Consider the following 19,880-nt stretch of genomic DNA (forward strand, 5'->3'; position numbering starts at 1 on the left):
TTGTTCCGGCTCAGGACGCGCTCGTCGCCACGGCGTCCCGCCCGCGCGCCGCCCTCCGTCCGGTGGCGAGGTTGACCACCAGCGAGCCGGCGGTCAGCGCCACCCCGAACCAGATCACGCTGGTCACCCCGAGGTGGTCGGCGAACAGCCCGCCGAAGAGCGCGCCGAGCGCGATGGAGGTGTTGTACGCCATCGTGTTGAGCGACATCGCGGCCTCGAAGGTGTCGGGCGCGGCGGCCAGCGTCAGGTTGACCTGGCACAGCTGCACGGCCCCGAAGGAGAGCCCCCACACCACCAGCGCGGCCACCGCGCCCGCCTCCCCGCCGCCGATCGCGAGCAGCGCCAGCAACGACAGCACGAGCCCCGCGCAGCCGACGGCGAACGTCCCCCGCAGGCTCCTGCTCACCGTGTGCCCGGCGACGAAGTTCCCGACGGCCCCCGCGGCGCCGAAGACCATGAGCACGACGGTGACGAAGGCGGGCGTCGCGCCCGTGTGGCCCTCCAGGATCGGCCGGACGAACGTGTACGCCCCGAAGTGCCCGAGCACGAACAGCACGACGGTGACCAGCACGAGCCGCAGCGGCACGTTGCTGACCGGCAGCCCGAAGACCTCCCTGACCGGCACGGCGTTGCGCGACGGCAGCGACGGGATCAGCGCCGTGACCGCGACGAACACCAGCACGCTGAGCCCGGCCCAGATGAGGAACGTGGTCCGCCAGTCCGTACGGCTCTCCAGGAACGTCCCCAGCGGTATGCCCGCCACCGTGGCGATCGAGATGCCGGACATCACCGTCGCCGACGCCCTGTTCGCCTGCCGCTCGGGCACCAGGCGCATCGCCATGCCCACGCCGATGGCCCAGAACACCCCGCTGGCGAACCCCATGAACAGCCGCGTGGTCAGGATCAGCGCGTAGCTCGGCGACAGGGCGGTCACCAGGTTGCCGAGGGCCAGCACGGCGAGCAGCGCGGACAGCAGCGCCCGCCGGTTGACCCGCCTGGTCCAGGCCACGATGAACGGCACCCCCAGCCCGGCGGAGACGCCCTGGAGCGTGACCATGAGCCCGGCGGCGCCCACCGACACCCCCAGGCTCTCGCTCAAGGGGGTGAGCAGGCCAACCGGCATCAGCTCGGTGGTGAGAAAGACGAACAGGCTCGCCGTGATCGCGGCGACCCCCAGCCAGGCCCGCGTGGCTGACAGCGGGCGATCTCCATGCACAGTCATACATCCAAGAGTGGGCCCCCACCGATCAATGAGTCCAACACATAGTTTTCATCGAGTTCGATCGTGCTGCACGATTGATGTCATGGAGCTGCAACAACTGCGGTACGTCGTCGCGGTCGCCGAGACCAGCAACTTCACCCGGGCCGCCGAACACTGCCGGGTCGTGCAGTCGGCGCTCAGCCACCAGATCGCCGCCCTGGAGCGCGAGCTCGGCGCCCGCCTGTTCGAGCGCACCAGCCGGCGCGTCCGCCTGACGCCGGCCGGGGAGGCGTTCCTGCCTGCGGCCCGCGAGTGCCTGGAGGCCGCCGACCGGGCCAGGGCCGAGGTGGCCGCGGCGAGCGGCGAGCTGCGCGGGCGGCTGGCCATCGGCGCGATCACCACGGTCGCGGCGGTGGACCTGCCGGCCCTGCTGAAGGAGTTCCGCCGCCGGCATCCGCGGGTGCGCGTCACGCTCGCGGCTGCCGGCAGCGAGGACCTGATCGAGCGGGTCCGGCGGGCCGACGTGGACGTGGCCTTCCTCGGCCTGACCACGCGCGCCGAGCCGAGGGGCGTGCGCGGCCGCGCGCTGGCCAGGGACGAGCTGGTCGCCGTGGTCGCGCCCGACCACCACCTGACGGACGAGGAGACGGACCTGGCGGGCCTCGCCGACGAGCCGTTCGTCGACTTCCGCGCCGGGCACGCCGGCCGCGCCCAGTCCGACGAGGCGTTCGCCGCCGCGGGCGTGCTCAGGGACGTCGCCTTCGAGGTGTCGTCCGCCGAGTTCATGGCCGACCTCGTCCGTCACGGGCTCGGCGTGGGCCTGCTCCCCGCCGCGTACGCGCCCCGGCTCCGCGACCTGCGCGTCATCCGCCTCCGCGACGCCCCGGCCCGCGTCGAGCACCTGATCTGGGCCGAGCGCCCCTCCCCCGCCGCCACCGCCTTCCTCGACCTGATGGGCGACCTCTGACCCCCTGCCGGATGGACTCAGCCGGCCGCCGCGCTGAGGGCGGCGCGGGCGGCGGTGGCCGTTCTCGGCGGGATGGGGCGCAGGTCGAAGGCGTAGCGGGCGACGGAGTCCGCGATGGCGTCCGAGTCGACGTCCAGCGCCGTCGCGTTCACGTTGGCGAGCGTGTCGCACGCCTGGTGGTAGCAGCCGTCGTACGCGGCCCCCGCCGTGCCGCCGAACAGCGCGGCCTCCTCGGGGGTCTTGACGCCCTCGGCGCCGGTGAAGATGCCGCCGGACGGGATGCCGACCGCGATGAACGGCCCGTAGTCGGAGCGGCCGTCGAAGTCGGTGCCGACCGTGGCCAGGCCGCGCGAGCCGAAGAACGTGGCGAGCCGCTGCTCGATCTGGGCCGATCCGGGCGGTCCTGCCGGGGAGCCGGTGGCGTCGGAGTCGTCACCGTCGTACAGCTTGTACGCGTAGTTCGGGGAGGCGATCATGTCGAAGTTCAGGTAGAGCCGGACGCGGTCGCGCTGCTGCTGCGACAGGGAGGCGACGTACTGCGTGGAGCCGAGCAGCCCGATCTCCTCCGCGGCCCAGAACGCGAAACGGACCTTGTGCTTGACCGGGTAGAGCGCCATCTGCTCGGCGACCTCCAGGATGGCGGCGCTGCCCGAGCCGTTGTCGTTGATGCCGGGGCCCTCGGTCACGCTGTCGAGGTGCGCGCCGACCATGACGACCTGGCGCGGGTCGCCGAGCCGGGACTCGGCGATGACGTTGTCCTCGGTGCCGAGCACCAGGTTGGCGTCGACCTTGAGGTGCACGGTCGCGCCGGGCGTGGCGGCCAGCGCCTGGCCGACCGCGAAGTCGGCGAACACCATCGGCAGGCCCTGCAGGCCGCCGATGTCCAGCGGGTAGGCGTCGGTCCGTCCCGGCTGGCCCTCGTTGAAGATGATGATCGCGCTCGCGCCGGCGGCGAGCGCGTTCTCGACCTTGGTGACGAACGGGCAGGTGCCGCGCTGGACGAGCGCGATCCGGCCGGCGACGAACCCGGCGAAGTCGGCCGCCTCGCAGCCGCTGGTCGAGGAGGGCGACGGCGCGGGCGGCAGGGTCAGGTCCACGCCCTGGACCTGCGCGGTCACGTCGCCGGACGGTGACGGCGCGAAGGTGAAGAAGTCCTCGTTCGGCGCGTACGTCGCGCCGCCCTGCACGGCGAGCGTCGGCGGGGCGTTCTCGCTCCAGCTCTTTACGAACGTGACCGGCTGCAGGGTGACCTTGTAGCCGGCCCTGCGCAGCTTGCCGGCCACGTAGTCCCGGGAGGCCCGGTAGCCGGGGGTGCCGACGGCGCGGGTGCCGCCGTTCGCGTCGGCGATGGCCTGGAACGCCTTGAGGTGCTTGGCCACGTTCGTGCCCTTGACCTGCTGGACGAGCAGTTTGGCGAAGACGTCGTCGAGGCCGCCGGTCCGCGCCTGCGCGGGTGGCGCGGCGAGGACCGCGGCGGGGACCGTGGTGAGGAGCAGGCCGAGCGCGACGGCGATTCTACGCATACGCATGCGACGGATCTCCCTGTGCCGGGATCGGTTACGGCGCGCGCAGTCCCCCCGAGCCGCGCCGAACGCGAACGTAACCCGCCACCGGGCCGCTGAGAAGACCCACTGTCGCGGCGGATTCACGCCGTCTCAGGTCGCCTCGCGGCGGGCACGGGCACGCCGCTTCCCCTCGTGCATCGCCTGCACCCGCGCCACCGGGATCGTGTGCCCCTCTTCCACCAGGTCGGCGGGCAGGCGCTGCGGCCCGGGCATCTCCCCCGCCCACGGATCGCTCTTGTCGACCAGCGCCGCCGCCGTCCTGATGGTGAAGTCGCGCGGCGTGACCCGGTCGAGGTCCGGCCACGGCACGGGGAACGACACCGGCACGCCGGGCCGGATCCGCGGGCTGTAGGCGGCCACGACCGTCGCGCCGCCCGCCCGCGTGGAGTCGATGAAGACCTTGCCCGCGCGGTCCTCCCTGATGAACGCCGTCGTCGCGAGCCCCGGGTCCAGCCGCTCGGCGCGGGCCCCGATCGCGCGGGTGGCGGCGGCCAGGTCCTCCATCGGGACGCCCGGCTCGACCGGCACGAAGACGTGCACGCCCTTGGCCCCGCTGGTCTTCACCGCGCCCGCCAGCCCCGCGTCCGCCAGCGCCTGCCGCACCAGGAACGCCGCCCGCACGGCCAGCCCGAACGACTCCGCGCCCTCCGGCGGATCGAGGTCCAGCACCAGGTGGGTGAAGTGGTCGCCGGCGATCAGCGCCGGGTGGTACTCCACCGCCCGCTGGTTGCCGAACCAGATCAGCGTCCGCCGGTCGTTGCCCAGCGCGTACGTCACCTGCCGCCGCGAGGAGTCCGCCCACACCGAGACGCGCTCGATCCACGGAGGGGCGTACTTCGGCAGGTTCTTCTGCATGAAGGGCTCCTGCCCGGGGCGCACCCGGACGACCGAGAGCGCCCGGTCGCGCAGCACCGGCACCAGGCGGTCCGCGACCGCGTCGAGATAGTCGACCAGGTCGCGTTTGGTGGCCTCAGCCCCGTCGAACAACGGCTGGTCGAGATTGGTCAGCGTCACGCCCTCGCGGGTCTCCTCGCCGGTCACCCCGTCCACGATATCCGAACACCTGTTACAGTGATCGACTGACGCGGGGTGCCCGGCGATCCGGGCTGAGATCACACCCGTCGAACCTGATCTAGCTCGCACTAGCGAAGGGACGTCATGTTCTGCGATGACATGTGGCTGCGCACGGCCGACCTGATGACCGCGATCCACGGCCACCCGTTCAACGTCGCGCTCGGCGACGGCACCCTCGACGCCGACCGGTTCGCGTTCTACATCGTGCAGGACGCCCGCTACCTGGAGGCGTTCTCCAAGGCGCTCGCCACCGCCTCGGCGCGGGCCACCGACCTGGAGGAGGCGGCGTTCTTCGCGAGCAGCGCGCACACGGCGCTGGCCGCCGAGCGCCTGCTGCACGCCGGTTACGTGGCCGAGCTGGGCGCGGACGCGGCCGGGATCGCCACGTCGCCGACGTGCCTGGCGTACGCGTCCTACCTCCAGGCGACGGCGCTGGCGGCGCCGTACCCGGTGCTGGTGGCGGCGGTGCTGCCGTGCTTCTGGATCTACCAGGACGTGGGCACGGCGCTGCTGGGCCGCGCGGGCGACCTCGGCGGCCACCCGTACGGCAAGTGGATCTCCACCTACTCCGACCCGGAGTTCGCGGCGTCGGTGACCCGGGCCAAGGCCATCGCCGACCGGCTCGCCGAAGGCGCGGACGCCGGCACGCGGGCGGCGATGGAGCAGGCCTACCTGACGGCGGCGGCGTACGAGTGGATGTTCTGGGACAGCGCCTGGCGGCGCGAGGGCTGGCCCACGGACCGCTGGCTCCGCTAGGGGCCGGCGGGGCCGCGGGCGGCCATCGCCTCCTTCTCCTCGCGGGTGGCGATGAGGCCGGACGGCGCGAGCAGCTTCGACTCCTCGAACGGCTCCTCCGTGGTCGGCAGCGGCTCGCGCGCCCGGATCGCCGTCACCCACACGCGGACCGCGTCGAGGATCACGATGATGATCATGACGGCGAACAGCGCGGCCAGCACGCCGTCCACGGTGGAGTTGATGACGATCTGCCGCATCGCGTCCATCGACTTGGCGGGCGCGAGCACCTGCCCCTGGTCGATCGCGCTCTGGTAGCGGTCGCGCTGGGCGAAGAAGCCGAGGGTCGGGTCGGCGGAGAAGACCTTCTGGTAGCTCGCGGTCAGGGTGACCGCGGCGTCCCAGGCCAGCGGCACGCCCGTCACCCAGGCCCACTTGAGCCGCCCGCTCTTGATCAGCAGCGTGGTGGCGACGGTGAGCGCCACCGCCGCGAGGAGCTGGTTGGCGATGCCGAACAGCGGGAAGAGCTGGTTGATCCCGCCGAGCGGGTCGTTGACGCCCTGGTAGAGGAAGTAGCCCCAGGCCGCCACGACCACCGCGCTCGATCCCACGAGGCCCGGCCACCAGCTCACCCGCGCCATCGGCTTCCACAGGTTGCCGAGGGTGTCCTGGAGCATGAACCGGCCCACCCGGGTGCCGGCGTCCACGGTCGTGAGGATGAACAGCGCCTCGAACATGATCGCGAAGTGGTACCAGAACGCCTGGAGCGCGGCCCCGCCGAGGAAGCCGGAGAAGATCTGCGAGATGCCGACGGCCAGCGTCGGCGCCCCGCCGGTGCGGGCGATCAGCGTCTCCTCCTGCACGGCCGCCGCCGCGGCCTGGAGCTGCTCCGGCGTGATCGTGAAGCCCATGTTCGCGACGGCCTCGGAGGCCGACTGCACGGTGGCGCCGAGCACGCCGGCCGGGGCGTTCATCGCGAAGTAGAGGCCGGGCGACAGCACGCAGGCCGCCGTGATGGCCATGACCGCCACGAACGACTCCATGAGCATGGAGCCGTAGCCGATCATCCGGACCTGGGTCTCCTTCTGGATCAGCTTCGGCGTGGTGCCGGAGGAGATCAGCGCGTGGAACCCGGACAGCGCCCCGCAGGCGATGATGATGAACACGAACGGGAACAGCGAGCCCGCGAAGACCGGCCCCTTGCCGTTGAAGGCGAAGTCGGTGAAGGCGGTGGTGCGCAGCGGCGGCATGGTGACCGCGATGCCGATCGCGATCAGCACGATGGTGCCGATCTTCATGAACGTCGAGAGGTAGTCGCGCGGCGCGAGCAGCATCCACACCGGCAGCACCGCGGCGACGAACCCGTACGCGATGAGCCAGAGCGCGAGCGCCGACGGGCTCAGCGTGAAGAACGGCGCCCAGCTCGACCCCTGCACCCAGCCGCCCGCCACGATGGCGAGGACCAGCAGCGCGACCCCGATCACGGTCGTCTCGACGACCCGGCCCGGCCGCAGCACCCGCAGGTAGAAGCCCATGAACAGGGCGATCGGGATGGTCATCGCGATCGAGAAGACACCCCACGGCGAGCGCGCGAGCGCGTTGACCACGACCAGCGCCAGCACCGCGAGCAGGATGATCATGATGGCGAACACGGCGACGAGCGCGGCCACCCCGCCGACCGGGCCGATCTCCTCGCGGGCCATCTGGCCGAGGCTGCGGCCGTTGCGGCGCATGGAGAAGAACAGCACCACCATGTCCTGGACGGCCCCGGCGAAGATGACGCCCGCGATGATCCAGATGGTGCCGGGCAGGTAACCCATCTGGGCGGCCAGCACCGGCCCGACCAGCGGCCCGGCGCCGGCGATGGCCGCGAAGTGGTGGCCGAACAGGATGCGCCGGTCCGTCGGCTGGTAGTCGATGCCGTTGTCGAGCCGCTCGGCCGGGGTGGCCCGGCGGTCGTCGGCCCGCAGCACCCTGCGCACGATGAAGCGGGCGTAGAACCGGTAGGCGATGGCGTACGAGCCGAGCGCGGCGCACAGCAGCCAGACCGCGTTGACGTTCTCGCCCCGGGACAGGGCGAGCACCGCCCAGCCGGTGGCGCCCACGACGGCGACCGCCGTCCAGATGATGACGGAACGCAGCTTCACCGGTTACCTCCCATGGGAAGAGCCATACAGCGGACGCCCCAGGCAGCAGCGGAGGCCGGCGTCCGGCGGCAGATCGGTGGTGAAGCGCCGCCAGCGCCACAGCGGGCGGCAGTCGATCGCGACCGGGGCCCCGGCCAGGTGCACCCAGGCGGTGGGGTGCGCGTACACGACGCCGGGCAGCAGGCCGCGCGCCCGCTTCGGCAGGCGGGAGCGGCGCAGCGGCCGGACGGAGAACTCGCCGGCGTCCGCGCAGCAGAGGCCGGTGACGTGCCAGTCGAAGAACACCACTTCGTCGTCACGCAGAGCTTCACGAGCCGCGGGAGTGAGCGTGACAGCGGACATTTGTGGCTCCTGAACAACAGGTAGCGCAGAAATTACCGACGGCCTTACCCGGCGTGGTCGCGCTTGAAACCGCCATGAGCGCGGGTGAAACTTTCAGTGGCCTTATGCCCTGTTTCTCCTGATCAGGCCCTTCCATTGCGCTTTACCCGCTGTCCGAGCGAGGGTTGAGCGCCTTTTTCCCTGACAATCCCGGCAGGAACCGTTCCGCGGGAGGTATCGATGCGCAAAGCACGTGCTCTGCTCGTCTCGGCTCTGCTGGTGGGGGGCGCGCTGACGACGTTCACCGCCGCCCCGGCGCACGCCGAGAGCCTGCGAGGCGTCTACTACGACTACTCCGAGTGCCAGCGGATAGGCCAGTACGGCTACAGCCAGGGCTGGTGGGGCTTCTGGCACTGCGAGTCCCAGTACAACTTCTACTTCCTGTACGCCTGACCCCGGAAATCCCTTTGCGGGCGCGAGCGCCGGCCTGGTAGATCTGGCCGGCGTGCTGACCGGACGACGCGTACGACTGAGAGCCCTCGAACCCGCCGACAGCGAGCAGCTGTGGCGCTGGTACCACGACCCCGAGGTGGGCCGGTGGATGGACGGCACCCCGCCCATCTCCCTCGCCCAGAACATCGAGAAGGGCCAGAACCGCCCACGCAACACCTTCGAGCAGATGGTCCTCGGCATCGAGGCGCTCGACGACGGCAAGCTCATCGGCTACGTCGCCCTCGGCGACACCGACTTCCGGCACGGCGAGGCCGAGCTGCAGAGCATCGCCATCGGCGACCGCGACCGCTGGGGCGGCGGCTACGCCACCGACGCCCTGCGGGTCGTCTGCCGCTACGCCTTCGAGGAGATGGGCCTGCACCGCATCACGTTGTGGGTGGTGGCCGACAACGCGGCGGCGGTGCAGGCGTACACGAAGGTCGGGTTCGTGGAGGAGGGCCGCAGGCGGGAGGCTTTCCGCACGCGGGGCAAGCGGCACGACTTCCTCATGATGGGGCTGCTCAGCTCCGAGCTCAGGTGAGCTCGTCGCCCCAGTCGGGCGGGGTGACCTCGCCCGACTCCCAGTCGGCGCGCAGGATGCCGTAGCCGATCGTGTCGTGGCGCGTCCCGTCGGGGGCGGGCCAGGCCCGCCGGTAGTGCGCCTCCTTGGCGTAGCCGTTGCGGCGGAAGGCCGCGCGCATGGCGCGGTTGTCCTGGCGGGTGTTGCCCTCGATCCGCTCGATTCCCGGGAACTCCGTGAACAGGTAGCGGGTCAGCCAGGCGACGGCCGCCGTGCCGAGGCCCTTGCCGCGCCAGGCGGCCCGTACGCGCAGGTCGAACATCGGCGTGTCGTCGTCGAGGTCCTGGAGCCTGACCAGCCCCACGCGCTCGCCGCCGGTCACGATCCAGAACGTGCGGTTGCCGTCGTCGTCGTAGCCGCCCTCGGCGGCCCGCCGCAGGACGGCCTCCCGCTCCTGGACGCCGGCGTGGTAGGGCCACTCCTCGCCGGTCAGGAAGTCGGCCAGGGCGGCGGCGTCGGCCGCCGCGAACCTCGTGAACTCGATGCGCATCCGCCCGACGATGGCCACCGGGCCGGGCCCCTGGCAACTGATTTTCACGGGCCCGCCGTGCGGCAGGCCCGTTGGTCGAGCTCAGCCGGTCACGGTGATGCGGTTCGTGGCCGGCGGGGTGATCGGGCTGTTCGCGCCGAGGTAGTCGACGAAGGCGTCGATGTCCAGCGGCCCGCTCCACAGGTCGGTGCCCTCGGTGAAGGCGGCGAAGGCGTCGCCGCCGCCGACCAGGAAGTTGTTCGCGGCGACCCGGATGGTCTGGGTGTCCGTCACCGGCACGCCGTCGATCTTCATGTCCGACACCTTGGAGCCCCAGGGGGCGCTGGTGCTGTAGGTGTAGGTGAAGTTCGCGGAGGGCTGGAGGATCTTGGTGAACGCCTGGTTGTTGGGCCCGCCGGTGAACTGCTGCTCCAGCACTGTCTTGAGCTGGGCGCCGGTCAGCGTCACGACCTGCATGAGGTTGTTGAACGGCTGCACGGTGAACGCCTCGCCGTAGGTCACGACCCCGTCGCCCTCGCCGGCCGGGGAGGAGGGGTAGTTGAGCGAGGTCCGCACGCCGCCCGGGTTCATGAGCGCGATCTGCGCGTTGCCGCCGGTCCGGGTGGCGGCGAGCTGGGCGTCGGCGATGACGTCGCCGAGCGGGGACTCACCGGAGGGGCCGGCGGTGTTGCTGAGCTCGGCCGTGATGGAGCCGATCGCCTTGTTCGCGACCGGGGCCACCCGGTCCTTCCACGTCTGGACGAAGGTGGAGATCTCCGGATCGGGGTCGACCGTCCGGGTCACGACGTGGTTGTCCGCGACGACCGAGGAGCGGTCGATGTCCAGGTTCTTCAGGTTGACCTTGAGGTCCACCTGCGTGATGACCCGCCCGAACGAGCCGCCCTGCGAGTAGAGCCGGTCGTTGCCCGCCGGGTCCTTGATCTTGCAGAGGTACGCCTGGTGCGAGTGCCCGGTGAGCACGACGTCGATCTCCGGGTCCACCTGCGTGGCGATGCGCGCGCCCGCGCCCGCGACGGCCGAGCAGGCGTCCGGCGACTGCCCCGCGTTGACCTGGTCGCCCTCGTGCACCAGCACGACCTGCGCCCTGACGCCGACGAGCTTGAGGATCTTCGAGGCCACGTTCGCGGCCTTGACCTCGTCGATGAACTTGAGGTTCTTGATGCCCTCGGCGGTGACGATGTTCGGGGTGGTCTGGGTGACCAGGCCGATGAAGCCGATCGGCACGCCGTTGACCCACTTGACGCTGACCGGCGGCAGGGCGGGCACGCCCCAGTCGGCCATGAGCTTCTTCGCCTGCGCCTGCTGGGCGCCGAGCGCGGCGAGCGCGTCGGTGCGCTCGTTCGGGTTCTTGAACAGCACGTTCGCGCCCACGTAGTCGAACGAGGCGCCCTTCCACTTGCCGGCCGGCGAACAGCCGTCGACCGGGTGGCAGCCGCCCTTCATGATGCGGCGCAGCTCGGTGTAGCCCTCGTCGAACTCGTGGTTGCCGACCGCGGCCACCTTGAGCCCGAGCTTGCCCAGGAACTCGACGGACGGCTCGTCGTGGTAGGCCGCCGACAGCAGCGGCGAGGCGCCGATGAGGTCGCCCTGGGCCACGGCGATCGTGTTCTTGTCGGTCAGTGCCTTCATGTGCGTGGCGATGTACGCCGCGCCGCCGGCGTCGACGGTCTTGCCGTTCTCGTCCACCATGCGGCCCGAGGAGCCGGTCGGGGGTTCGAGGTTGCCGTGGAAGTCGTTGAGCGCGAGCAGCCGCACGGGGACCGTGAGCGGCGCCTTCGCCTTGCCCGGGCTCGCCGCGCCCGCGGGGGCGGCGGCCAGCGCGACCGCGCCCGAGGCGACGGCTCCGGCGAGGACCAGCCGGAGGAATGAACGAGACGTCATGGCCATCCACGTTAGAGCCGGAATCCAAGCGGCCAATGTCGCAAAGGTAACGATTTGCCCGGCTGCCGCATGGCGTTATTTGCCAGTCGTACGCCTAGAGTTCTGGTGTGAGCGCGCACGTGGAAATCAGGCAACGACTGGACGACGCCGAGATCGCCGAGGTGCTGGGGCTGGTGGAGGCCGCGACGCGGGCCGACGGCGTCCGCCCGCTCAACGAGCACGTGATGCTCCACCTCCGCTACGGCGGCGACGCGCGAGCCCGTTCGCTCCTGCTCTTCCAGGACGATGTTCTGGCAGGTTACGCCCACGTCGATCCGACCGACGAGGTCGAGGGGCCGAGCGCCGAGCTGGTCATCCACCCCGAGCGCCGGCGTGCCGGCAACGGCGCCCGCCTGCTGCGGGCCGTGCTCGACCTGGCCGGCGGCCGGCTGCGTCTCTGGGCCCACGGCGACCACGCCGCTGCCGGGGCGCTCGCGGCCTCGTTCGGGCTGGAGCGGGTCCGGTCGCTCTGGCAGATGCGCCGCTCGCTGTTCGCGCCGCTGGCGGCGTACACGCTGCCGGAAGGTGTGCGGATGCGGACGTTCGTGCCCGGCCAGGACGAGGAGTCCTGGCTCAAGGTCAACGCCGCCGCCTTCGCCCATCACCCCGAGCAGGGTGCGTGGACCCTGGACGACCTGCTGCGGCGCGAGCGGGAGCCCTGGTTCGACCCGGAGGGCTTCTTCCTAGCCGTCCGCGGCGACCGGCTGGTGGGCTTCCACTGGACGAAGATCCACGGCTCCACCGAGTCAACCGAGCACGGCCACGAGCCGCTGGGCGAGGTCTACGTCGTCGGCGTCGACCCCTCCCAGCAGGGCACCGGCCTGGGCAAGGCCCTCACCCTGGCCGGCCTCGACCACCTGCGGGCGCGCGGCCTCGCCCAGGCCATGCTCTACGTGGACGAGGCCAACACGGCCGCGATCCGGCTGTACGAGGGGCTGGGGTTCGCCCGCTGGGACGTGGACGTGATGTACGCGATCGCGTGATCCCGCTTACTCGATGATCGCGTGGAGGATGAAGTAGGACACGGCGGCCACCGCGGCCGCGGCCGGGATGGTCAGGATCCAGGCGGTCACGATGTTGCCGGCCACGCCCCACCGCACGGCGCTGAGCCGCTTGGTCGCGCCGACACCCATGATCGCCGAGGTGATCGTGTGCGTGGTGGAGATGGGCGCCCCGAACCCGATGGCGGCCACGTACAGCACCGTCGCCGCCGCCGACTCCGCGGCGAAGCCCTGGGGCGGGTCGAGCGCGATGATGCGCCGGCCCAGGGTGCGCATGATCCGCCAGCCGCCCGCGTACGTGCCGAGCGAGATCGCGCCCGCGGCGGCCAGGATGACCCACTGCGGGATGTCGTCGCCGGGAGAGGCGAACCCGCCGACGACGAGGGCCAGGAAGATCACACCCATGGTCTTCTGCGCGTCCTGGAGGCCGTGCCCGAGCGCCATGGCGGCGGCCGAGACGGTCTGGGCGTAGCGGAAGCCGCGGTTGGTCTTGCCCGGCTGGGCGTGCCGGAAGATCCAGTAGATGGCGATCATGATGCCCGCCGCCAGCGTGAAGCCGACCAGCGGCGACAGCACCATGGGGATGACGACCTTCTCGACCACGCCGTCCCAGTGCACGACGCTGGCCGAGGCGAGCGCCGCGCCGACGAGACCGCCGATCAGCGCATGGCTGGAGGAGGACGGGAGACCGAAGTACCAGGTGATGAGGTTCCAGGCGATCGCGCCGATGAGCCCCGAGGCGACGATCACCAGACCATGTGAGCCGTCCGGTGCGTCGATGATGCCTTTGCCGACCGTCTGGGCGACTTGGGTGCCCAGGTGGGCGCCGATGAAGTTCATGGCCGCCGCCATGAACAGGGCGGCCCTGGGGGTCAGGGCCCGGGTCGAGACGGAGGTCGCGATGGCGTTCGCCGCGTCGTGGAACCCGTTGGTGTAGTCGAAGATCAGAGCGACGACGACCACGCCGATGACGAGGGCGAGCGTGAGGTCCACTGGGCGGGCCTAGCTTTCCTTGACCGCGATCGACTCGACGGTGTTGGCCACGTGCTCGAAGGCGTCGGCGGCCTCCTCGAGGGCGTCGACGACCTCCTTCATCTTCATGACGGTGAGGGCGTCGTACTCGCCGCTGAACAGCTTGGCCAGCAGCCGGCGGTAGACCTGGTCACCCTGGTTCTCCAGGCGGTTGACCTCGATCCAGTACTCGTTGAGGTTCTTCATCGAGCGCAGGCGCGGCATGGCCTCAGCGGTCAGCTCGGCCGCCCGCTCCAGCACCTCGACCTGGCGCACGACGTCCTTGGGGAGGTGGTCAAGCTGGTACAGGACGATGAGGTCGGAGGCGGCCTCCATCGCGTCCATGACGTCGTCGAGGTTGGAGGCGAGACGGTAGATGTCCTCGCGGTCGAACGGAGTGATGAAGCTCTCGTTGAGCCGGTTCATGATCGCGTGGGTGCGTTCGTCACCGGCGTGCTCGCAGGCGCGCATCTTCTCAGCCAGGGCTTCCCTGTCCGAGCCGTCGCTGATGATCTCGACCAGCAGGCGCGATGCCGTGACCAGGTTGTTCGCCGAGTCGGCGAACAGGTCGTAGTAGCTGTCCTCACGTGGCGTGAGACGCAGGCGCACGTCGTTCTCCAGATGTGCGGGGATGGTCCGTGGAAGAGGGTATGGCCTACCAGGCGAAATGCGAACTTCATGTCCCCTTCGCCTACTGGCTACCCGTCGTAGGTAGTGCGACACCGAGAAAGCCGCTAGTTTTCGGGCCTTTTTGCAGCTCCAGCCGGGTTCGGCGAGCCTGCGCCCGCCCCTCTGATCAGGCGGGACGCCCGCCCGTTCACCCGACTGTTCCCCGATCGTTCACCTGATGTTCATCTGATTCAGATCTTCGTACGGTGGAAGTTCCGATAGGAGCGCGACGGGGTCGGGCCGCGCTGGCCCTGGTAGCGGGAGCCGTATTTGGCGGAGCCGTACGGGTGCTCCGCCGGCGAGCTCAACCGGAACACGCACAGCTGCCCGATCTTCATCCCCGGCCACAACTTGATCGGCAACGTCGCCACGTTCGACAGCTCCAGCGTCACGTGCCCGCTGAACCCCGGATCGATGAACCCCGCCGTCGAATGCGTCAGCAGCCCGAGCCGCCCGAGCGAGCTCTTCCCCTCCAGCCGGGACGCCAGATCGTCGGGCAGCGTGATGACCTCGTACGTCGAAGCCAGCACGAACTCCCCCGGATGCAGGATGAACGGCTCCTCGCCGTCCGGCTCCACCATACGCGTCAGATCCGGCTGCTCCACGGACGGATCGATGTGCGGGTAACGATGGTTCTCGAACACCCGGAAGAACCGGTCGAGCCGCACGTCGATGCTGGACGGCTGGATCATCTCCTGGTCGAAGGGCTCCAGCACCAGCCGGCCGGAGTCGATCTCGGCGAGGATGTCACGATCAGATAGCAGCACGCAGAGCAACTTACCGGTCGAGCTCGAAGTTCGGCGCCCGGGAGTGCTGTTGCGGGCCAAAGTTCCGCTAGAGTGGGGGACGCGAGTTTCCCGAAGGCTGCGGGCTGTGAGGTTGTCGGCTGCTAGCTTCGGGGGGTGCGCGCGGGTGTAGTTCAATGGCAGAACATCAGCTTCCCAAGCTGACAGCGCGGGTTCGATTCCCGTCACCCGCTCTCATAGAGGAAGCCCAGGTAGACCGATGGATTCGGTGCCTGGGCTTTGGTGCTTCCTAGGGCTGTTGATCTCTGCGTGCCATTAGCGTGCCATTAGATGGAGAGGTGTCCTTGGCCGAGCACTGCTGCGAGTCGATGGTTCGCCAGGTGACCTGGAAGTGCGATCAGCATCCGGACTCGTCCGACTGTCCAGACATGCTCATCAGGTTCGATGAGCGATTCGTCGAGTACGGCTTGCTCATCCACGATGGCGGCAGCTCCTCCATCATCATCACGTTCTGTCCCTGGTGCGGGACACGCCTTCCTGAATCTCAGCGGGACCGGTGGTTCGATGCGCTCGAAGCACTGGGGATCGAGCCGGCAGATGACGAGATACCGGTCGAATATCGAGACGGACGCTGGCTGCAGGCCTGATCTCGCAAGGCGCGAAGCGGGTCTCATTCACCTCACCGCCGTCAGGGCGGCCGGGCCGTCGTCGTCATCCGTGTCGCTCTGATCGTTGTGTTCTCTTTTCTGCTGCCCGATGAGGTGCTTGTCGATCGCCTGCGTGATCAGCTTGTCGGCTCCCCGGACAGCGTGCTGGTAGATCATCGCGGCGCGGACATTGTCGTGCCCCATGCGCGCCATGAGGTCCTTGAGGCCGCGCCCGAGTCCGCCGCGATCATGTTCCCCGTGTGACGGAGATCATGGAAGTGCAGACCTGGAACGCCGATCACCTTCACCGCTTCCACCCACCCGGAGAGCTTGTTGAACCCGCTCCGGCGCATCGGTCCGCCCTTGATCCCGGCGAAGACCAGTGCTCCCGCGTCGGGCTTCACGTAGAGCCGCAGGTGTTCCCTCAGTGCCGGGATGATCGCCTGCGGGACGCCGACAATGCGTTTGCCGGCCTTGGACTTGGGCGGGCCGAGAGCCAGCTCGCCAGTGGCGCGTTCCACATAGGCAAGGCGCACGCGGAGTGTGCCTGCGTCGAGGTCGAGGTCGGATCGGGTCAGTGCGCTGATCTCACCTCACCGCAGGCTCGCGAACGTGGCCAGGAGCACCGCTCCCTGCGGCCCTGCTGAGCATCAGGCCGCCTCGCTGCCGGTGGCCTTGTCCGTCTGACCGGAGTGCAGCCGCTCGCAGTCGGCCAGGTACCGCGCGGCGGCGTTGAAGATCTCGCGGGCAACGGTCACGTCGTGGTCGGTCACCGGCCCCGAGGTCGAGACGGTCACCGACGCGTTCGAGGTGTTCAGGTCGAGGCAGGGCTTGCCGGTGTCCCCGAGCCAGGCATGCACCCGCAGCTCCGTTGAGCAGGAGACGTTGAACCGCGACGGCTGACCGGGACGCATGGAGACGGTGACGTAGGTGTACGGGCTGAGCATCATCGACCCGCCACCGCCGGCCCGTTCGGCAGGCCGTGGAACATGCGCTCCACCGCACCGGCGAACATGGCGGCCTCGCGCGCCAGGCTCCGGGCGAACTCGACGTCGTCCAGGGTGACGTGATCATTGGCCGAGGTGGTGACGAGCACCTGTGCCCCGCCGAAGACGAGCCCCAGGAACGGCGTGGCTGATCTGGTCGAACTTATCGCCGAGGCCTCTAAGGCTGCGGCGTTCGACCAGCACATCGCCGTAGCTCTTGTGGGTCACAAGCGGCGACGCTCCGCGCCACCGGCGCGGCCCTGCGCTCGGCCGCCCGCTGCGCGTCCGGCCTGGGGCCGTTCTCACGCGCGCCGTGCTCTGGCCGCGCATGGACAGATGAAGCCGCCCAGTCCCACGATCTCCAAGCCGAGCAAGCTTTACCTGTAACCGCTAACCGAGACCGAAGTGCTTGATGGCCAGCTTCGCGACTGCGGCCGCCGACAGCTTGGTATTGTCGATCCGCAAGTAGTCGGCCCGATCCTTGAACTCGCCATTCGAGTTCAGCTGGTACTTGGCGTCCATCTCCAGGAGGTTTCGCCGCGACCAGTCGAGATCACGTTTCGACGGCTTCTCAGCCAGGCGAAGCTCCCCCTTGTTCCGCTCCAGACGCACCTCCAGGCTCGCGGACAGCTCCAGATAGAAGACCCGTCCTTCCCTCTTACGGAACGGAGCAGCGTAACGCTCCAGCGCAGCCTCATCGGCAGGAACGTCGAACGCCCACACGAACGTGAAGATCAGACCAGCCAGATCGCTGGCGGCCACCTCCTCAAAGACCCGTCGCCTGAATTCGCCAACGAGACGCACGTAAGGCTCACTGCCGAACTCGAAAAACCGCAGAACCGGCTCGATGGCCAAATGGTTGTGAAAGACCTTCAGCCCCGTCAGCTGTGCGATCTCATAGGCGACCGTCATCTTGCCAACCGCTGGAGGCCCAACAATGCACAACAGCGTAGGACCGTTCAACTCCGCAATCTCACCCACCGTGGCAACATAGACAGCTCACCCGGCTCCAGCAACCAAATTTCCTCGTCGAACAGCGTGAGCCATACGCATGAGTGACAGCACAGACAAAGCCTCCGGCGGGGGCGCTCCGGCTCCAGGATGACCGCAGTGCCGAGTAAATGGGATGTTGATGGCGAAGCTGAAAGCCTGATCATCCCGCCCACCATCGACCCGGGACAAGCCGAGCAGACCAGGGCCACGGGTCAAGGGTCGTCGCCTGGGTGGCGGACGGGAGGATTGATGCCAACGTCATGCTCAGCAACAATGCCTGGGACACCGCGCGGGCGTCATCATCGCCTGAGAGGCAGGAGCTACGGTCGTTGACCTCGATGGCAGCCCACGCATGATGACTGCCCGCGCGACCATCGCCGCCAGTCCGAAACTTGTGGCCGACTTTGTCGAGCTCCTATCCGAAGCTCGACAGGGTGGGGAATAGGAGGCACCCAGCGGAGGTGGGCTCAGGAGTAAAACTATCGATCTTCATCGTGAATCTACGGCAAGCCAGTGACTTATGTCCAAGCTGAGCTTACCCGCCATCCTTCCGCCGAGGCGCCTTACTTCTCGACTCCGTTCGACTCGTTCTGCCGTCTTAGAGCGCGGACATAGCCCCAGCGCCATATGAACATCGCTCCGATCAGCCAGAGAAAGGCGAGCACGAGAGAGCGCGCCGAAAGGTACGCCGCCGTGATCCTTTCAGGCCCTTCAGTGATGTAGTCGACGACCAGCTCCACTAAGAAGAAGAGCACGACACCGGCAGTCCACTTGAGCAGGACACTGCGTGACTCTTTATTCCAGACCTTCGGACGAATCTCCACACCCGTCGCCCCTTCGCCGCGGCCAAGTCGAGCATTCGATCTGTACGGCTTCAACCTAACGCCTCCGGCTGGGCCCTCCAGCTGCGGGGATGATCATCGCTTGGGCCTGTAGTCCGTAGGTCGCTGAGGTGGGAGCCTGATCATCCCGCCCACCATCGACCCGGGACAAGCCGAGCACACCAGGGTCCACGGCGACGGGGTGGTCAAACGGCGGCGTGTGCGTCGCTCGAGAAACACCAGGCCGAGGGCTGATCGCCGTGCCATTAGCGTGCCATTAAGGGCGGTGGCGAGGGGGCAACCACGGGCACGCACGACCGGCCCTAGCCTCAGGTCGTCGCCCCACCAAGGCAAGATGCCTGCAATTCCCGAGCTGACCGTGACAGTTCGACCTCTCTCGCTCAAGGAGCCGACAATTAGGGCGTGACGTACGCTGCCCCTATGGAGCCTCAGGCAGTGGATTGGGCGGCGATCCCAGGACCGAGGTGGTACCGGCCGGAAACTGTCGCGGATGCCTTTACGGCCTTGCTCAGAAGTACTCGTGATGACCTGGATCGAGGGGGCGGCATTCGATCGGCCGTGGGAAACGATCACGCTGGGACGCTCTACCCAGCAGCCGTCGCAGGCACCGACGTGTTGCTGGAGATCGTCACTGAGCACCCTGGGCTGCCGAGGCAGACTGCTCTTTGTGTCCTGCTCGATTGGTGGGGATGTTTCCAGCCTGAACCAGGCTATGAGTCGTTCACCGATCACGAGGGTGAGACGATCGATGTCATCACGGCGATCGTCGCGCGAGTCGAGCAGGCCGTTGGCACCCTGAAGACGATCGCGGAGCAGGACTCCAACGCCCGTGGCCTCGCCCGAGAGCTGCTCCGCGCTCAGAGCCAGGGGTGGGCACTCACCGAATAGGGCCTGGGTAGGGATGTCGCTGGCGTGCCCGCTGCGTGCCCGTTCGCACGGCGATCAGCGGGGCATCACGGGGCTCACGGGCACTCGACCGGCATATGCCCAGGTCAGCGTTTCTTGCCTCCGGACGTTGCTCCGATAGGTGGTGGGCGGGCGACGTCGCGACACGAATTGATCCACATTATGAAGGATCACCTAGCCTTCGCCGGTGGCTGCTCATAGTGGCCGGACGGATGGTCCGCGGTGGTCGACACGTACATCTGTGCCTGCGCAGCGCGCCGTCGTACCCCCGGCCCTCCGCCCGCCGGCCCCGCCGTACTCCCCGATCCGGGGTTGCCACGCCGCCGCACAGATGCAGCCCTACGATCGCCATTGCATAGCTGGACGCCGTACGTGCTGGAGGGAGCATGGCTCCGCGTTTCCGGTTGCGTCCACGGGAGTGGTGTACGAGTTTGACCTGGTCACAGGCGTGGCGTCGTGAAACGAAGACGGCCATCGCGTGATCCTTCGAGTAGCAAGATCAAGATCGAAGGAGAACCAGGCGATGGCCGTAGACAACAGTGTGACGCCCGGGCAGTGGCTGGCGCGGCAGATCGAGACCGACGACCCGG

At 69.0% G+C, this 19,880-nt stretch carries 23 protein-coding genes, 1 tRNA gene and 1 riboswitch; of the genes, 8 read left to right on the forward strand and 16 right to left on the reverse strand.

The window, feature by feature from the left end; all coding sequences use genetic code 11:
• Nucleotides 1-10: 10 nt before the first annotated feature.
• Nucleotides 11-1,222, reverse strand: coding sequence for an MFS transporter (locus tag ABD292_RS42885; protein ID WP_344218038.1), 1,212 nt, complete (start codon nucleotides 1,220-1,222; stop codon nucleotides 11-13).
• Between the two features lie 82 nt (nucleotides 1,223-1,304).
• On the opposite strand from ABD292_RS42885, the gene ABD292_RS42890 reads away from it, so the two are divergent.
• Nucleotides 1,305-2,168 (forward strand): LysR family transcriptional regulator, encoded by an 864-nt coding sequence (locus ABD292_RS42890; protein ID WP_344218040.1) that lies wholly within the window; start codon nucleotides 1,305-1,307, stop codon nucleotides 2,166-2,168.
• A gap of 17 nt (nucleotides 2,169-2,185) precedes the next feature.
• Here the strand turns inward: ABD292_RS42890 and ABD292_RS42895 are convergent, their stop codons facing one another.
• Nucleotides 2,186-3,697 carry a M28 family metallopeptidase gene (locus ABD292_RS42895; protein WP_344218042.1) on the reverse strand — a complete coding sequence of 504 codons (1,512 nt, stop codon included), beginning with the start codon at nucleotides 3,695-3,697 and terminating at the stop codon, nucleotides 2,186-2,188.
• 126 nt (nucleotides 3,698-3,823) lie between these two features.
• Nucleotides 3,824-4,783 carry a DNA polymerase domain-containing protein gene (locus tag ABD292_RS42900; RefSeq protein WP_344218044.1) on the reverse strand — a complete coding sequence of 320 codons (960 nt, stop codon included), beginning with the start codon at nucleotides 4,781-4,783 and terminating at the stop codon, nucleotides 3,824-3,826.
• A 25-nt stretch (nucleotides 4,784-4,808) separates the two neighbouring features.
• Nucleotides 4,809-4,904: riboswitch (TPP riboswitch) on the forward strand.
• On the opposite strand from ABD292_RS42900, the gene ABD292_RS42905 reads away from it, so the two are divergent.
• On the forward strand, nucleotides 4,892-5,563 hold the full coding sequence (locus ABD292_RS42905; RefSeq protein WP_344218046.1) for a TenA family protein: 672 nt from the start codon (nucleotides 4,892-4,894) through the stop codon (nucleotides 5,561-5,563). Its footprint overlaps the riboswitch before it by 13 nt.
• On the opposite strand, the gene ABD292_RS42910 is transcribed toward ABD292_RS42905, so the two are convergent.
• Together ABD292_RS42910 and ABD292_RS42915 are read right to left on the reverse strand one after the other, a co-directional pair.
• A complete protein-coding gene (locus ABD292_RS42910; RefSeq protein ID WP_344218048.1) occupies nucleotides 5,560-7,686 on the reverse strand; it encodes a carbon starvation CstA family protein in 2,127 nt (708 codons plus the stop codon). The two genes, ABD292_RS42905 and ABD292_RS42910, sit on opposite strands and share 4 nt — an antisense overlap.
• Nucleotides 7,687-7,689: 3 nt before the next feature.
• Nucleotides 7,690-8,028, reverse strand: a complete 339-nt coding sequence (locus tag ABD292_RS42915) for a hypothetical protein (protein ID WP_344218050.1) — start codon at nucleotides 8,026-8,028, stop codon at nucleotides 7,690-7,692.
• Nucleotides 8,029-8,247: 219 nt separating this feature from the next.
• On the opposite strand from ABD292_RS42915, the gene ABD292_RS42920 reads away from it, so the two are divergent.
• Together ABD292_RS42920 and ABD292_RS42925 are read left to right on the forward strand one after the other, a co-directional pair.
• Nucleotides 8,248-8,460, forward strand: coding sequence for a hypothetical protein (locus ABD292_RS42920; protein ID WP_344218052.1), 213 nt, complete (start codon nucleotides 8,248-8,250; stop codon nucleotides 8,458-8,460).
• Between the two features lie 52 nt (nucleotides 8,461-8,512).
• Nucleotides 8,513-9,040 (forward strand): GNAT family N-acetyltransferase, encoded by a 528-nt coding sequence (locus ABD292_RS42925; protein WP_344218054.1) that lies wholly within the window; start codon nucleotides 8,513-8,515, stop codon nucleotides 9,038-9,040.
• Here ABD292_RS42925 and ABD292_RS42930 read toward each other — a convergent pair.
• Entirely contained in the window at nucleotides 9,033-9,569 is a 537-nt protein-coding gene (locus tag ABD292_RS42930; protein WP_344218056.1) for a GNAT family N-acetyltransferase, read from the reverse strand. The two genes, ABD292_RS42925 and ABD292_RS42930, sit on opposite strands and share 8 nt — an antisense overlap.
• 81 nt (nucleotides 9,570-9,650) lie before the next feature.
• Nucleotides 9,651-11,450, reverse strand: a complete 1,800-nt coding sequence (locus tag ABD292_RS42935) for a bifunctional metallophosphatase/5'-nucleotidase (RefSeq protein WP_344218058.1) — start codon at nucleotides 11,448-11,450, stop codon at nucleotides 9,651-9,653.
• A gap of 107 nt (nucleotides 11,451-11,557) precedes the next feature.
• On the opposite strand from ABD292_RS42935, the gene mshD reads away from it, so the two are divergent.
• Nucleotides 11,558-12,472, forward strand: coding sequence for a mycothiol synthase (gene mshD, locus ABD292_RS42940; RefSeq protein ID WP_344218060.1), 915 nt, complete (start codon nucleotides 11,558-11,560; stop codon nucleotides 12,470-12,472).
• Nucleotides 12,473-12,478: 6 nt separating this feature from the next.
• On the opposite strand, the gene ABD292_RS42945 is transcribed toward mshD, so the two are convergent.
• The 3 genes from ABD292_RS42945 to dcd all read right to left on the reverse strand — a co-directional run bounded on the left by ABD292_RS42945 (nucleotide 12,479) and on the right by dcd (nucleotide 14,937).
• Nucleotides 12,479-13,483, reverse strand: coding sequence for an inorganic phosphate transporter (locus ABD292_RS42945; RefSeq protein ID WP_344218062.1), 1,005 nt, complete (start codon nucleotides 13,481-13,483; stop codon nucleotides 12,479-12,481).
• 9 nt (nucleotides 13,484-13,492) lie between these two features.
• Nucleotides 13,493-14,110, reverse strand: a complete 618-nt coding sequence (locus ABD292_RS42950; protein WP_043625094.1) for a DUF47 domain-containing protein — start codon at nucleotides 14,108-14,110, stop codon at nucleotides 13,493-13,495.
• A gap of 251 nt (nucleotides 14,111-14,361) precedes the next feature.
• A complete protein-coding gene (gene dcd / locus ABD292_RS42955; protein WP_026214653.1) occupies nucleotides 14,362-14,937 on the reverse strand; it encodes a dCTP deaminase in 576 nt (191 codons plus the stop codon).
• 141 nt (nucleotides 14,938-15,078) lie between these two features.
• On the opposite strand from dcd, the gene ABD292_RS42960 reads away from it, so the two are divergent.
• Nucleotides 15,079-15,149, forward strand: a tRNA-Gly gene (locus tag ABD292_RS42960).
• Between the two features lie 105 nt (nucleotides 15,150-15,254).
• Nucleotides 15,255-15,563: a DUF6980 family protein gene (locus ABD292_RS42965; protein WP_344218068.1), complete on the forward strand. Its 309-nt coding sequence runs from the start codon at nucleotides 15,255-15,257 to the stop codon at nucleotides 15,561-15,563.
• Nucleotides 15,564-15,590: 27 nt separating this feature from the next.
• Here ABD292_RS42965 and ABD292_RS42970 read toward each other — a convergent pair whose 3' ends face one another.
• The 6 genes from ABD292_RS42970 to ABD292_RS42995 all read right to left on the reverse strand — a co-directional run bounded on the left by ABD292_RS42970 (nucleotide 15,591) and on the right by ABD292_RS42995 (nucleotide 18,366).
• Complete coding sequence (locus ABD292_RS42970) at nucleotides 15,591-15,740, reverse strand: hypothetical protein (RefSeq protein ID WP_344218070.1); 150 nt, start codon at nucleotides 15,738-15,740, stop codon at nucleotides 15,591-15,593.
• Nucleotides 15,737-16,099 carry a hypothetical protein gene (locus tag ABD292_RS42975; protein WP_344218072.1) on the reverse strand — a complete coding sequence of 121 codons (363 nt, stop codon included), beginning with the start codon at nucleotides 16,097-16,099 and terminating at the stop codon, nucleotides 15,737-15,739. Before ABD292_RS42975 ends, ABD292_RS42970 begins: the two co-directional genes overlap by 4 nt.
• A 114-nt stretch (nucleotides 16,100-16,213) precedes the next feature.
• Entirely contained in the window at nucleotides 16,214-16,513 is a 300-nt protein-coding gene (locus ABD292_RS42980) for a hypothetical protein (RefSeq protein ID WP_344218074.1), read from the reverse strand.
• Complete coding sequence (locus ABD292_RS42985) at nucleotides 16,510-16,755, reverse strand: hypothetical protein (protein ID WP_344218076.1); 246 nt, start codon at nucleotides 16,753-16,755, stop codon at nucleotides 16,510-16,512. The genes ABD292_RS42980 and ABD292_RS42985 overlap by 4 nt, the downstream gene beginning before the upstream one ends.
• A 184-nt stretch (nucleotides 16,756-16,939) precedes the next feature.
• Complete coding sequence (locus ABD292_RS42990; protein ID WP_344218078.1) at nucleotides 16,940-17,530, reverse strand: ATP-binding protein; 591 nt, start codon at nucleotides 17,528-17,530, stop codon at nucleotides 16,940-16,942.
• Between the two features lie 575 nt (nucleotides 17,531-18,105).
• Entirely contained in the window at nucleotides 18,106-18,366 is a 261-nt protein-coding gene (locus ABD292_RS42995; RefSeq protein ID WP_344218080.1) for a hypothetical protein, read from the reverse strand.
• Nucleotides 18,367-18,996: 630 nt separating this feature from the next.
• Between ABD292_RS42995 and ABD292_RS43000 the strand changes: the two genes are divergently transcribed.
• Nucleotides 18,997-19,272 carry a hypothetical protein gene (locus tag ABD292_RS43000; protein ID WP_344218082.1) on the forward strand — a complete coding sequence of 92 codons (276 nt, stop codon included), beginning with the start codon at nucleotides 18,997-18,999 and terminating at the stop codon, nucleotides 19,270-19,272.
• The last annotated feature ends 608 nt before the right edge of the window (nucleotides 19,273-19,880 follow it).

The sequence above is a fragment of the Nonomuraea bangladeshensis genome (assembly GCF_039529455.1).
In the GTDB taxonomy this organism is placed as follows: Bacteria; Actinomycetota; Actinomycetes; order Streptosporangiales; family Streptosporangiaceae; genus Nonomuraea; species Nonomuraea bangladeshensis.

Excerpts from the sequence above, each read along its gene's own strand:
- ABD292_RS42970 (WP_344218070.1), bottom strand. The coding sequence starts at position 15,740 with ATGATCTACCAGCACGCTGTCCGGGGAGCCGACAAGCTGATCACGCAG.
- ABD292_RS42935 (WP_344218058.1), bottom strand. The coding sequence starts at position 11,450 with ATGACGTCTCGTTCATTCCTCCGGCTGGTCCTCGCCGGAGCCGTCGCC.
- ABD292_RS42915 (WP_344218050.1), bottom strand. The coding sequence starts at position 8,028 with ATGTCCGCTGTCACGCTCACTCCCGCGGCTCGTGAAGCTCTGCGTGAC.
- ABD292_RS42890 (WP_344218040.1), top strand. The coding sequence starts at position 1,305 with ATGGAGCTGCAACAACTGCGGTACGTCGTCGCGGTCGCCGAGACCAGC.
- ABD292_RS42980 (WP_344218074.1), bottom strand. The coding sequence starts at position 16,513 with ATGATGCTCAGCCCGTACACCTACGTCACCGTCTCCATGCGTCCCGGT.
- ABD292_RS42895 (WP_344218042.1), bottom strand. The coding sequence starts at position 3,697 with ATGCGTATGCGTAGAATCGCCGTCGCGCTCGGCCTGCTCCTCACCACG.
- ABD292_RS42920 (WP_344218052.1), top strand. The coding sequence starts at position 8,248 with ATGCGCAAAGCACGTGCTCTGCTCGTCTCGGCTCTGCTGGTGGGGGGC.
- ABD292_RS42885 (WP_344218038.1), bottom strand. The coding sequence starts at position 1,222 with ATGACTGTGCATGGAGATCGCCCGCTGTCAGCCACGCGGGCCTGGCTG.
- ABD292_RS42985 (WP_344218076.1), bottom strand. The coding sequence starts at position 16,755 with ATGTGCTGGTCGAACGCCGCAGCCTTAGAGGCCTCGGCGATAAGTTCG.
- ABD292_RS42905 (WP_344218046.1), top strand. The coding sequence starts at position 4,892 with ATGTTCTGCGATGACATGTGGCTGCGCACGGCCGACCTGATGACCGCG.
- ABD292_RS42930 (WP_344218056.1), bottom strand. The coding sequence starts at position 9,569 with ATGCGCATCGAGTTCACGAGGTTCGCGGCGGCCGACGCCGCCGCCCTG.